Raw genomic sequence first — 13,647 nt, 5'->3', positions numbered from 1 at the left:
AGCACTTAACAGACAATGGATCCACGATTCATCCGAATGCCGCCCTCATAACACAAAGATATCGCGGCTGCAGTAATAATTTTCTGGTGTTGTAATTTTTTTCATATAAAATAGATGGAAATAAACGTTACGGCACCGCAAGCAGGAGCGACGACTGCAATCGAAGAAAATTGACGTAACGGACGGAGCTCCTCAGAAGGGGTTAGTAAGACGTTGCAAAATATGTGTGCAGAGTTTCCATATTCACAAATTATTTTAATTACTTAAGCAGTTTACCTGTAGTTAAGGTGGCTAAAGCGGCACCGATCGCAGGACGTCCGTAAAGCACCAATAGAGCAGCAAGCTTAAGCGCAAAAAAACAAGAAACATTGAAACTCATAGAGACCCACCGAATACAAAGCGCACTAAATCACGGTTGACAGCCTTAAAGATTTATAACATATGAAGCGCAGTTATTAACATACTTATATCACAAATATCGCATAGATGCGGAAAATGTGAAGAGGGCGATTGGAGGAGACAGTCGCCCGTATGCTGAGGAGGCTCCTGATGTTGAATTTCCCTTTCGGTGACGGCATAGCCCGAAGCCAAGCGGAACGCGCCGCGCGCCAAATGCGCAGGCCCGACTGCCACTAAGCCGGATCGCGGCACTTTTCTCCCTTTCTCCATCAGGCAATCCGGCTGACATGCCCAAGGTCGTTTGAACATGAATACGCAAGCTCAATACGCAACTGCCAAGCCGACAGGCTCCAAGGTGAAGATCGTCGCCGGCATCGCCGCCTTTGTGATCGTGATCGGCGCCATCGCCGCCGATACCAAGGTGGTCAAGATTGGCTCCGAACACGACGTGCGCGAACAGGGTTTCCAACCGGATACCTATGGCACTGCCGAATTCCCGAAAGTGCAGGCCGATGTCGAAAAGCGCGCCGTCGATGCGGTGACGCTCGCCAGTGCGGTTCTCGCCGACAAGAAGGCGGCCGGCGAGAAATATGGCGTCGCGACTACAACCGGTCCCGTTCTTCCCGTCTCCTTGACGGGCGCCTTCGGCGAACGCAAGGCCAACCTCAACGAATTCAAGGTCGATGGCATGCCTGACGGCATCACCGTTCGCATCCAGACGGGTCCTGCCATCAACGGCACCGATCTTCGCGATGCGACTGGCAAGATTGAATTCGGGCAATTCACCAACCAGATCGAATATCAGGACGCGGGCTCCGCCATCAACAACGAGATGAAGAAGGCGACCCTTGGCGGCCTGGATCCTGAAAAGCTGACCGGCAAGACGGCAACGGTCGTCGGGGTCTTCAAGCTCATCAATCCGAAGAACTGGCTCGTCACCCCGGTAAAGGTCGACGTGAAATGAGCCAGGTCCAGCACAATGGCACGACCACGGGTGAAGTCGTTCTCGCCGCCCGCAACGTTGCCAAATCCTATGGCAGCGTCCATGCGTTGAAGGGTGTCAATTTCGATATTCGCCGCGGCGAGGTCACCACCCTCTTCGGTGAAAACGGCGCCGGCAAATCCACCCTAATGAAGATCCTCTCCGGCGTCATCCAGCCGACATCGGGCGAGATCATCCTCGATGGCGCCCCCATTTCCTTCGCCTCCTCCACGCATGCGCGCGCCTGCGGCATTTCCATCATCCACCAGGAATTGAGCCTGGCGCCGAACCTCAGCGTCCGTGACAACATCTTCATGGGTCGCGAGATCATGAAGGGAGGCGTGGTCGATTTTGCCGAGGAAGAACGCCAAACCCGGGCACTGATGGAGGAGCTCGAAGAAAACATCGATCCGATGACACCGGTCGAGGATCTGCGTCTCGGCCAGCAGCAGATCGTCGAGATCGCTCGCGCTCTGTCGGTCAATTCCCGCATCCTGATCATGGACGAGCCGACTTCGGCGCTCAGCGCCAGCGAGGTCGAAGTTCTCTTCAAGGTCATTCGCGACCTGACGAACCGCGGCGTGTCGATCGTCTATATCTCGCACCACCTGGAAGAGGCTCTGCAGATCACCCATCACGCCGTCGTTCTGCGCGATGGCAACATGACCGCCTATGCCGAGCGCAAGGACATCGATCTCGAATGGATCGTGCGCAACATGGTCGGCGACAATTTTGACCTCGGCAGCCCGCCGACCGGCCACAGAATGGGCGACGTGGCGCTGACGATCGACAATCTCACGGTTCCAGGCCCTTCGGGCGCCGCCTATAACGCCGTCGATCGCCTATCGCTTGAAGTCCGCGCCGGCGAAATCGTCTGCATCTATGGTCTGATGGGCGCCGGCCGTACCGAACTGCTCGAATGCGTGGCAGGACGGCTGCGCTCGAGCGGGGGCCGCGTCCTCCTCGGCAACACGGATGTCGGCGGTCTCAGCATCGCCGGACGCATCGCGCAAGGTTTGGTGCTGGTCCCCGAAGACCGGCAGCGCGACGGTCTAGTTCAAACGATGACCGTCGGCTCGAACCTGTCGCTTGCCAGCATCGGCGCCTTTACCAAGGGTCTTTTCACCTCGAGCGGTCGCGAGCGGTCGCTGGTCAGCGACTCAATCCGCAAGGTTCATGTCAAGACCGACGGCGGCGATGCGGCGATCGGCTCGCTATCGGGCGGCAACCAGCAGAAAGTCGTCATCGGCAAGATGTTGGCGACGGCACCTCGCGTGATCCTGCTCGACGAGCCGAGCCGCGGCATCGACATCGGCGCGAAGGCTGAGGTCTTCAAGCTGCTGGCCGAGCGCGCCAAGGAGGGGCTGGCGGTAATCTATTCGACATCGGAAGTCGCCGAGTGCCTGAGCATCGCCCATCGCATCATCGTCATGCACCGCGGCAGGATTTCTGCCGAATTCGGTCCTGACGTCACCAAAGAAAAGATCATGGCCGCCTCCGGCGAAGCAGTGGTCGCGCACTAGCCGCATTCATGGAGCACTGATTATGTCAGTCACGAACATCACAGATAAAAAGCCAGTTTCCAACGGACAGCGGCGGAATTTCAGTCTCGTGCGGCTGATCCTGGAAGGACGCGCCTTCTTTGCGCTGATCGTCATCATCGCGGTCTTCTCCTTCCTATCGCCCTACTACTTCTCGCTCAGCAACTTCCTGACCATGGCCTCGCATGTGGCGATCTTTGGCATCCTTGCCATCGGCATGCTGCTGGTCATCCTCAATGGCGGCATCGATCTTTCCGTCGGCTCGACACTCGGCCTTGCCGGCTGTATCGCCGGCTTCCTGATGCAGGGCGTCACGCTTTCGAGCTTCGGCGTCATTCTTTATCCGCCGGTCTGGGCCGTCGTGGTGCTGACCTGCATTCTCGGCGGCGTGGTCGGCGCGGTCAACGGCGTGCTTATCGCCTACCTGCGCGTCCCGGCTTTCGTCGCTTCGCTGGGCGTCCTCTATGTCGCGCGCGGTATCGCGTTGCTGATGACGAACGGGCTTACCTACAACAATCTCGGCGGCCGCCCCGAACTCGGCAATACCGGCTTCAACTGGCTGGGCTTCAATCGCCTCGCCGGCGTTCCGATCGGCGTCATCGTCCTTGCTGTGCTTGCGATCATTTGCGGTATCGTTCTCAGCCGCACCGCCTTTGGCCGCTGGCTTTATGCCTCAGGCGGCAACGAGCGCGCTGCCGATCTTTCCGGCGTTCCGGTCAAGCAGGTCAAGATCGCTGTCTATGTCCTGTCGGGCATTTGTGCCGCCATTGCCGGCCTCGTCCTGTCCTCGCAGCTGACCTCGGCCGGTCCGAACGCTGGCACCAGCTACGAGCTGACCGCAATTGCCGCCGTCGTCATTGGCGGTGCCGCATTGACCGGCGGCCGCGGCACGGTGCGCGGCACCATGCTTGGCGCATTCGTCATCGGCTTTCTGGCGGATGGCCTCGTCATCATCGGCGTCTCGGCCTACTGGCAGACGGTCTTTACCGGCGCAGTCATCGTGCTCGCCGTGCTCATGAACAGCATCCAGTACGGACGCAGGACCAAGTCCGGCTGACGTTGCACCGAAACTTGTCACTGGTCGGTGAAAACACCGGCCGGAGAAAGGACCGCCGGTTCGCCGGCATTACCAGAGCTCATCAAAGGGAGAGAGACTAATGTTCAAAAAAGGCTTGCGCATCGTCATGGCAGCAGTTGCTGTGGCACCGCTTCTGACCGGGGCCGCCTGGGCCGCCGGCCAGATCACCGTCATCGTCAACGATCCGTCCAACCCCTATTGGCTGACGGAAGGCAATATCGCCAAGGCAACCGCTGAAAAGCTCGGCTACACGGCAACAGTCGGCGCACACAAGGGCGATACCAACACCGAAAGCAACCTGATCGATACGGCCATTACCAACAAGTCGGTCGCAATCATCCTCGATCCGGCCAATGCTGACGGCTCGGTCGGTGCAGTCAAGAAGGCCGTTGCGGCCGGCATCCCAGTCTTCCTCGTCAATGCCGAAATCAACCAGGAAGGCCTTGCCAAGGCTCAGCTCGTCTCCAACAATGCTCAGGGTGCGGCGATCGGCGCTCAGCAGTGGGTCGAAGCCGTTGGCGACAAGGGCAATTATGCCGAACTCTTCGGCTCGCCCTCCGACAACAATGCCGCCACCCGCTCAAACGGCTATGAAACCGTTCTGACGCAATATCCCGACTTGAAGAAGGTTGCCAAGGAAGTTGCCAACTGGGACCGCACCCAGGGCCACAACAAGATGCAGTCCATGCTGCAGGCGCACCCCGACATCACCGGCGTGATTTCCGGCAATGACGAAATGGCGCTTGGCGCGATTGCTGCATTGAAGGAAGCCGGCAAGCTCGCCAGCGTCAAGGTCGGCGGCTTCGACGGTTCGCCGGACGCTGTCGCCGCCATCAAGGCCGGTGAGCTTCAGTACACCGTCCTGCAGCCGGTCGCTATCTTCTCCGAAGAAGCGGTCAAGCAGGCCGACAGCTTCATCAAGACCGGCAAGACCGGTGCCAAGAGCGAAAAGCAGCTTTTCGATTGCATCCTGATCACCAAGGACAATGTCGACAAGTACACGGCACCCTTCGTTCTCGCCCAGTAATGACATTGGGGACGCCGCACACCGGCGTCCCCATCCCTTGGCCGCGATGAGCGGCATCCTGGCTGAACATCAGACAGAACTTGCAGAAATCCTGATAGCGAATTGTTCTTTCATATTTTTCACGATATTCGCTGCAGTAAGCTGATCTCCGCAAGGCTCAGCGTCAGAGGCCAAAGTGACAGACAAGACAAGCCCCGTAGCATTCCTGCAGGACGAGCTGCCAAGCGACAGCCGCCATTCCCGTCAGATCGCCAGGCGCCAGATGATAGCCGAGGCCGTGATGGCGGAGGGTTCCATGCGCATCGAGGATCTGACCGAGCGTTTCGGCATCAGCCTGATGACGGCCCATCGCGATGTCGACGAACTGGTCAGCCGCGGCTTGTTCCGCAAGACACGTGGCATCGTATCGGCCGCTGCCACCAGCCTGATCGAATCGAGCGACGTCTATCGCGCCAACCGGCAGGCTGCCGAAAAGAAGACGATCGCCGCAGCTGCCATGCAATTCATCGAACCTGGCCAGGCAATCTTCCTCGACGATTCCACCACCGTCCTGCAGATGGCCTCGCAGCTGCCGGCCAAGGTTCCGCTGACGGCGATCACCAATTCGCTGACGCTGATGAATGCGCTGAAGGATATGCATGACGTGACGCTTCTGGCGCTCGGCGGGCAGTACTATAATTGGTGCAACGCCTTCATGGGGCGGATGACGATCAACGAGATCAACCGCTTGCGGGCCGATGCCGCCTTTATCTCGATGTCGGCCATCATCGACGACGTGGTTTTCCATCAGTCGCCCGAGATCGTCGATATCAAGCGCGCCATGTTCGAAAGCGCCGCCAAGCGCGTCCTGCTGATGGATCACACGAAGTTCGAACGCCGGGCTCTGCATAGTTTTGCGCATTTGAGCGAATTCGATGTCGTCATCGTCGACGGCAAGACGCCTGCCGACCATCTGGAGCGCATGCGCAGCAAGAATATCAATGTCGTCGTCGCCGGCGGCGACTGGAAATGATCCGGAGACTGAAGCCGTCAGGGCTTACCCTCTTCGTTTGCGATCAGGAGCAATGAGAATGCCGAGTCTGCTCGGAATTGACAGCGGCTTGACTGTCACCAAGGCCGTCATCTTCGACATCGACGGAACGCCGCTTGCCGTTGCCCGCCGTCGCGTGACGCAGTTCATGCCGAAGGCCCGCCATGTCGAGCGCGACATGAACGAACTCTGGAGCCAGACGGCCGACGCCATTGCCGAGGCAATCAAGCTCAGCAACCGCCCGACAAGCGACATCCAGGCGATTGCCGCAACCGCTCACGGTGATGGCATCTATCTGCTCGACAAGGCAAAGAAGCCGCTCGGACGCGCCATTCTCTCGCTCGACAGCCGCGCCGGCTCGATCGTCGAACAATGGCTGAAGAGCCCTATTGCCGATGAATCCTTGAAGCTGACCGGGCAATTGCCGCATGTTTCCGCGCCATCGGCCTTGCTTGCCTGGATCAAAGCCAACGAAGCGGAGCGCTTTGCTGAGATCGGCCATGTCCTGAGTTGCAAGGACTGGCTGCGCTTCTGCCTGACCGGCGTTGTCGGCACTGACCGCACCGAGGCCAGCACATCCTTCACCAATGTCACGACCCAGGATTATGCGCCGGATGCGCTGAGGCTTTTTGGTGTCGATGAAATCACCGACGCCTTACCGCCTGCCTCGCGATCGGATGAGATCGTCGGATATGTGACCGAGGCCGTCGCAAAGCGCACCGGCCTTGCCGAAGGCACGCCCGTCGTTGCCGGCCTGCATGACGTCACCGCATCGGCCCTCGGCGCCGGCGGTTATGCCTCCGGCGTCGTTGCCGTCATCGCCGGTACCTATTCGATCAACGAGACGCTGTCATCGAAACCGAGCGTTGATCACCGCTGGTTCTGTCGCAACGCCATTGCGCCTGGCCAATGGAACAACATGTCGATCTCGCCGGCATCATCAGCCAATTACGAATGGTTCCTGGATAAGCTCTGCGCCACCGACGTTGCCGGCGCCGAAGCTGCCGGCACGTCCATTCATACCATGCTCGGTCCCGAGATCGAGGCAGCGTTCAATCGACCGTCGAGCGCGCTGTTCCATCCCTATCTGTTCGGTTCGCCCTATGGTGCCGAGGCCACTGCCAGCTTCTTCGGGATTGGCGGCTGGCATGATCGCGGCGACATGCTGCGCGCGGTTCTGGAAGGCATCGCCTTCAACCACAAGATTCACGTCGATGCCCTAAGTGCCGGTTTTTCCTTCGATCAGGCAAGGTTAGCGGGCGGTGTCTCGCGCAATCCGATCGTCGTGCAGATGTTTGCCGACGTACTCGCCATGCCCGTTACCGTGACGGAAACCGATGAAGCCGCTGCCTGGGGGGCAGCCCTTTGCGCCGGTGCCGGCATTGGCGTCTATTCAAGCCCGCAGAGCGACCCGCGCGATGTCGGCAAGATCGCCAGAACCTATCATCCGGATTCCGCCCGCAGCGCAGACTACCGTATCCGCTATCAGCTCTTTCGCGACATTGCCGAAGCAATGACGCCGCTCTGGCCGCGGATCGGCAATCTCGCAACCCAGCACTCCCAAGGCTAGACCGCCACTTGCGTCGCGAAGACGGGCTCTATCGCGGCAGTTCACCAGGACAATGATGTTATGACCGATATGGCCGCCGATCTGAAACAACGCTTCTCGCAACTTCAAGACGGAGATGTCGATGTCGTCATTCTCGGCGCCGGCGTCAATGGTGCCGGCCTCTTCCGCGATCTCTCGCTGCAGGGCGTCAACTGCCTGATCGTCGATAAATCCGATTTCGGCTCGGGAACGAGTGCCGCGCCATCGCGGCTGATCCATGGCGGGCTCAAATATCTCGAAACCGGCGAGTTCCGGCTCGTCGCGCAGTCGGCGCTCGAGCGGAATCTGCTGCTCAAGAACGCGCCGCATTGCGTCGAAGCACTACCGACCTTCGTGCCGATCTTCTCCTGGACACGCGGGATTTGGGCCGCCCTTCGCACGCTGACGGGCTCGACCACCGCCCCACGCAGCCGCGGCGCCTTGCTTATCAAGATCGGGCTCGCGCTTTACGATTTCTTCGGTTCGCGCAACCGTGTCATGCCGCGCCACCGGTTCCTTTTGAAGCGCCGCGCGCTGAAGGAAATGCCGCATGTGACGCCGGAGATCGTCGCCGGCGGCATCTATTACGATGCCAAGATCAGCCGGCCGGAACGGTTGGTCTATGAACTGGTCAAGGACGGGCTGGAGGCGAACAAGGGCTCGCTTGCCGCAAATGCAACGAGACTGGTTTCATCAGCCGACGGCCTGCTGACCTTCCAGCGCGCGGATGGCTATGCCTTTTCGGTCAAGCCGAAGCTCGTCATCAATGCTGCCGGCCCATGGATCGATCATGTCAACGCCGCTCTTGGAGCACCCGCCCATCTGATCGGCGGCACCAAGGGATCGCATATCCTGCTCGATCATCCGGAACTGGTGCGCAGCCTGAACGGCCATATGATCTATTTCGAAGCCGATGACGGCCGCATCTGCCTTGTCTATGGCTATCTCGGCCAGGCACTCGTCGGATCAACCGATATCCCTTGCGACGATCCAGACAATGTTCGCTGCGAAGAGCCGGAAATCGACTATTTCCTCGATAGCGTCAGGTCGCTGCTGCCGAGCCTGCGCTTCGACCGCAATCAGGTAACCTATAGCTATAGCGGTATTAGGCCCCTGCCCGCCTCGGATGCCTCCTCGCCCGGCCTGATCAGCCGCGATCACTCCGCACCCGTCTTTGAACCGCAGGCCGGACGGCCATTCCCGATCATCTCGCTTGTTGGCGGCAAGTGGACCACGTTCCGCGGCTTTGCTGAGGAAGTCTCCGATACCGTGCTCGCACGCCTCCAACGCAGACGCAGAACATCGACCGAGCACCTTGCGATCGGCGGCGGACGGGATTTCCCGATCACCTCCAATGAGCGGGCGAATTGGATCAGGTCTGTTGCGGCAAAGACTGGTGTCGAGGCAGATAGAGTGGATGAGCTGCTTGGCCGATACGGCACGACCGCCGCGGAAATTCTTGCCCACCGTTGCGACTACAGTGACAGTCAACGCATAAGCGGCGCCCCACGTCATAGCGCGCTGGAGATCGACTGGATCGCGCGCCAGGAGATGGTCGTGCATCTCTCCGACATCGTCTTCCGCCGCACGACCATGGCGATCGAAGGCCTGCTGACGATCCAAGGCCTGCGCGAAATCGGCGCCATCGCCGCAGCGGCCCTGCAATGGGACGCCCAGCGGCTTAACCAAGAAATCGATGACGTCGTCATGGCGCTGTCGAAATTCCACGGCCAGACGCTGACCGAAGAAAACATGCGTCGGGCAGCAGGTCCTGCGGCGCGCTGATCATCCTCGACCCCAAGAAAATAACGGATCAGGTAAACCGGCCTTGTGGCGCGCGAGTTCTATGGCTGAATGCGTGAAACACAGCCTACCACTCGAACTGCCCGAGCATTCTTCCGGAGCTCCGAGTGCAGCCACACTGGCCTCGATCAGGCCGCTACAGCAAACCCGCTGAGGGAAATGCTCTGTTATCGCCATAGAAAACATTTGACGGCCGGCGACTTCAATGTTTTCTATTGATAAAAAACAATCACTGATAAATACGTGGATCTCCGCATCCCCACACATGGTCTACCAACAGCATTCATATATGAGGATATCGGCTTGAGCTCACGGATCATCCAATTTGGCACCAGCCGGTTCCTGCAGGCGCACGCGGCGTTGTTTGTGCACGAAGCACAGCAATCCGGCCAGGATGTCGGTCCGATCGCCGTCGTTCAGGTCTCAGGCGCCAGCAGCCGCAGCGGACGTGTCGCCGCCTTCGGCAATCCGCAGGGCTATCCGGTCATCATCCGCGGCATGTCGGATGGCCAGCCACTCAATCGCACCATTCAGGTCACCAGCGTCGATCGCGGCCTTTCCGCAACCGAGCATTGGAGGGAGCTGTCTAAACTCTTTGTCGAGGAGGCCGAATTCGTCGTCTCCAACACCGGCGACACCGGTTACCAGACCTGGCCGGAGGATGATCGTTTCGGTTTATATGGCGATGTTCCTCGATCTTTCCCCGCAAAACTTGCCGCCCTCCTCGTCCAACGCTGGCAGGCCTCCGCCCGCCCCCTGATCATCCTTCCCTGCGAACTGATAACGGGCAATGGCCATGTTCTGAAGCAGGCGGTCGTCGATTGTGCCAGGCTCAACAATGTGGCGGCTGGTTTTTATGACTGGCTCGACGGCCACGTCGCCTTCGCCGAAACCCTGGTCGATCGCATTGTTTCCGAGCCGATTGAGCCCATCGGTGCTGTTGCCGAACCTTATGCCCTATGGGCGATCAAGCGCGCGCCCGGCGTGCGAGCGCCATGCCAACATCCAAGCATCGTACTGACGGACGATCTCGCACCCTATGAACGCCTGAAACTGCATATCCTCAATCTCGGCCACACGTTTCTTGCCGAAATCTGGCAGCGCGAAGGCCGGCCGGCGGATGAAACCGTGCGTGCCATCCTGGCCGACAAAGATATACGGACCAGGCTAGACACCCTCTATGAAAGCGAAGTGCTGCCCGGCTTTGCCGCAAACGATATGGGCGACGAGGCAAAAGCCTATGTCGCAACGACACTCGATCGCTTCCTCAATCCCTTCCTCGATCACCGAATCGCGGACATCAGCCAGCATCACCCCGAAAAGGTCGCCCGCCGCATCCGCGCCTTCCTGGATTGGGCGGATAAGGCGGGCAGCACCTCGGACATGGGCACGCTGCGACAGATTGCGGCGCACTATATTTGAACCGAATGTGAGGCCTGCCGCCTTGCTGGCCGAATGGGGGCCGTTCAGTTCATAGCGATTGAGCTCATTGAGCGGCGCATTATCCCTCGACAGCGTACCGTAGATTGCCATCACGCCTGGTAAAAACCGGAGGTAGCGGCTAAAAGATCTTAGCTCAAGGGCGATTTGAGCCCTGAGAAATCGCATCTATGCCTGGCCTTATAGCTGATAGGCTTCTATCTCCTCAAATCAAATCACGCAACCTGAGGTCACAGATAATGCGTAAGATTCGCAAGGTGACCAAAGTGGTGCGATATTCAAATTACGAAATACTCAAATTGAATCTCGATTGTCACTGCAGTCGATTATCGACAAAATACCATTGCTCTGGATGCGAGCGCACTACCGGTTCTATCACGACATTCAATTGCGCGACGTCCTGAACAAGGTGTTCCTCAACGCCGAATTTTTCGGGCAGCATGAAAGGCTTCAACGCCGTCAGCGCAAATCGCGCCCCCTTTTCCCGAACAATATAAATCGGATAGATCAGCGCATTTGTCTTCCTCGCCATTCGCGCAATGAGCGCGTAATTGCCCTCAAGGTGCACAGGCCTGCCCAAGAATGGCGCTCGGATACGTCCGTTAAATCCCTCATCACAGAACATCAGCAGATTGCCGCCGTTTTCCAGGATTCTCAGAGCCGGGCGGACGAAGCTGCGGCCAGGTTTCAGGATTCCGAGGCCCGCTCCCTTGCGCAAGCGGTTGACGATATAGTGGCGTGAGCGGCGTTTGGGCGGGTCGTAATTCATGGTAACGTCCAGCCCCATGTCGAGAAGACAATGCCAGAGCACTTCCCAGTTGCTGATATGCGGCGCAATGAAGATCACCGGGCCTTGGCTGCAACGCTCTACCAACCCTTCGGTGCCAATCATGCGGATGTGCCGCCGTGCCAGTCTCGGCACGACAGAATATTCCGCCATCTGCCGCCCTTGAGAATCGGCATAGGCATCGAGAAGCCGCTGGAGCTCGATATCCGTAAGTTCGGGCCTTATCGTCTTGAGATTGGCTGCCGCTCGCGCGTAAGCCGCTTTATGAAAGCGGGGAGCAAGCAGACGCCCAAGCCAGCCGCCGAGATCCGAGCAGACGCTGGCCGGCAAGAGCATGAAGGAAAAATAGAGGAAGAGATCGACGGCATTGTCGATATTCTCGAAGATCCAGTAGCGCAGAAATGCCTTGCGGCGATTACCGCCAGCTGCGAAATCGGCCAAGGGCGGGGCCTTGGCAGGCTCATAGGTCCACGCCTTGCGCTTTGACGCGACAACTCTTTCGTCGCCCTCGTCCCCAGCCGTCATCCCTTACGCCGATGCAATGTCACGGGCATGCCCTCGCGCGGACGCAGCGTCAGACGGCATTGTGGCTGAACTTTGTGTCCATGCCTGATCCGGACACGAAAACGCTGGGCCAGGATCGCCAGGCAAAGGATCGCCTCGGTAAGGCCAAATTGCAGACCGGGGCATACGCGCGGGCCGGCGGCGAAGGGAATATAGCTGTAGGGCGTCGGCCGTGTCTCGCCGAGGAAGCGCTCAGGGTGAAAGCGATGCGGCTCGGGAAAGAGCGAATCCGTGCGATGCAAGATCCAGGGCACGATCAGCACCAATGCGGCCTTGCGTACCTTCACGTCGCCGATCTGGTCGGCCTCAGCCGCCTGGCGTGCCAGGATCGGCACGGGAGGATAGAGGCGCAGCGTCTCTTCGATGACCGCACGGCACCAGTCTAGCTTCGCGACATCATCGATCGAGGGAACCCGATCGCCGCAGACGGCGTCGATTTCCGCATGAACTGCCTCTTCCACCCAGGGCGCACCTGCCAAGAGGTACCAGGCCCAGGTCAGCGTTGCCGCGGTCGTTTCGTGGCCGGCCATGAAGATTGTGGCAGCCTCGTTGCGAAGCGCCACCACGTCGAGTTTCAGCTCGGGGTTGCGCTGCTGACGACGGATCAGCAGTTCGACCATGGAACTGTTATCACCCTTGCCGGCCAGATGATCTTCGATCACCTGATCGATAATCCGGTGAATGCGCCTCACCGACCGGCTCAAGCTTGGCGTCTTGATGATGGGCAAACCTTCATCGAAACCGAGAAAATAGCCGAAATTGACGGAATCGACCAGCGACTGGTAGCTCGCAAACCCTTCGGTCACCGCATTGGCGCTTTCCTCGCCGAGGTCATTGCCGAAGACACTGCGGGAAATGATCTCCGCCGTCAGCCCAGCCATCTCGAACAGGGCGTTGACTTCCGCCCCTTCACCCAGGCTCTGCCAGCGGTCGGCAAGCTCGCTTGCCGTGCTCTGCATGATCGCGCCGAAGGCCGGCACGCGGTTTTTATGCACGATGTCGGAGACCAGCGGCCGGCGCTGTTTCCAGGTTTCCTTATCGGATATGAATAAACCATCGCCCAAAAGATATTCCAGCGCGCGACGCATCTGCGGTGTCTTGCGCTCGAAATTCTCATGGCGTTTGGCCACCACATAGCGGATGGCTTCAGGCGAATTGACAATGATGAGCTGGCGGCCCAGAAGCTTGAACTCCGCCACATGCTCGCGATAATCGGCGCGGCGCCAGATCGACAGGAAATCGCTGCGCGCCTGCAGCATCAGCTTCAACGGCTGGCCCGGCTTTCCGCTATAATAAGCTGCGTGAGCCGGCTCGAAATAGCGCGAGGATTGGTCGGCGTGTTCGACGATTTCGGTTTTCTGATCAAGCCAGGCCAGCATAGCGGTGCAGAACTTTCACGCCTTGCGGC

Annotated in this window: 10 protein-coding genes; 8 read left to right on the top strand and 2 right to left on the bottom strand. The window is 59.0% G+C overall.

Annotation, left to right across the window (positions count from 1 at the left end):
- Positions 1-706 precede the first annotated feature (706 nt).
- The 8 genes from FHX05_RS21200 (at position 707) to FHX05_RS21165 (ending at position 10,870) form a co-directional block, all read left to right on the top strand.
- A complete protein-coding gene (locus FHX05_RS21200; RefSeq protein WP_112400030.1) occupies positions 707-1,363 on the top strand; it encodes a DUF2291 domain-containing protein in 657 nt (218 codons plus the stop codon).
- Complete coding sequence (locus FHX05_RS21195; RefSeq protein ID WP_183874295.1) at positions 1,360-2,904, top strand: sugar ABC transporter ATP-binding protein; 1,545 nt, start codon at positions 1,360-1,362, stop codon at positions 2,902-2,904. Before FHX05_RS21200 ends, FHX05_RS21195 begins: the two co-directional genes overlap by 4 nt.
- Positions 2,905-2,926: 22 nt before the next feature.
- A complete protein-coding gene (locus FHX05_RS21190; RefSeq protein ID WP_041678207.1) occupies positions 2,927-3,979 on the top strand; it encodes an ABC transporter permease in 1,053 nt (350 codons plus the stop codon).
- A gap of 100 nt (positions 3,980-4,079) precedes the next feature.
- On the top strand, positions 4,080-5,027 hold the full coding sequence (locus FHX05_RS21185; protein WP_183874293.1) for a D-ribose ABC transporter substrate-binding protein: 948 nt from the start codon (positions 4,080-4,082) through the stop codon (positions 5,025-5,027).
- Between the two features lie 175 nt (positions 5,028-5,202).
- Positions 5,203-6,039: a DeoR/GlpR family DNA-binding transcription regulator gene (locus FHX05_RS21180; protein ID WP_112610574.1), complete on the top strand. Its 837-nt coding sequence runs from the start codon at positions 5,203-5,205 to the stop codon at positions 6,037-6,039.
- Between the two features lie 58 nt (positions 6,040-6,097).
- Positions 6,098-7,627, top strand: a complete 1,530-nt coding sequence (locus FHX05_RS21175; RefSeq protein ID WP_183874291.1) for an FGGY-family carbohydrate kinase — start codon at positions 6,098-6,100, stop codon at positions 7,625-7,627.
- A 60-nt stretch (positions 7,628-7,687) separates the two neighbouring features.
- The gene (locus tag FHX05_RS21170; protein WP_183874289.1) at positions 7,688-9,430 is read left to right on the top strand and encodes a glycerol-3-phosphate dehydrogenase/oxidase; all 1,743 of its coding nucleotides are present in this window, start codon (positions 7,688-7,690) and stop codon (positions 9,428-9,430) included.
- 321 nt (positions 9,431-9,751) lie between these two features.
- A complete protein-coding gene (locus FHX05_RS21165; protein ID WP_183874287.1) occupies positions 9,752-10,870 on the top strand; it encodes a mannitol dehydrogenase family protein in 1,119 nt (372 codons plus the stop codon).
- 331 nt (positions 10,871-11,201) lie between these two features.
- Here the strand turns inward: FHX05_RS21165 and FHX05_RS21160 are convergent, their stop codons facing one another.
- Positions 11,202-12,200, bottom strand: coding sequence for a lipid A biosynthesis lauroyl acyltransferase (locus tag FHX05_RS21160; protein ID WP_246699028.1), 999 nt, complete (start codon positions 12,198-12,200; stop codon positions 11,202-11,204).
- A complete protein-coding gene (locus tag FHX05_RS21155) occupies positions 12,197-13,618 on the bottom strand; it encodes a cytochrome P450 (RefSeq protein WP_183874285.1) in 1,422 nt (473 codons plus the stop codon). The genes FHX05_RS21160 and FHX05_RS21155 overlap by 4 nt, the downstream gene beginning before the upstream one ends.
- Positions 13,619-13,647: the final 29 nt, after the last annotated feature.

It is taken from the genome of Rhizobium sp. BK491 (assembly GCF_014194925.1).
Classification (GTDB): Bacteria; Pseudomonadota; Alphaproteobacteria; order Rhizobiales; family Rhizobiaceae; genus Rhizobium.
Note: the sequence above shows the minus strand (reverse complement) of the source record. Positions and strands in the feature narration are given on the sequence as shown.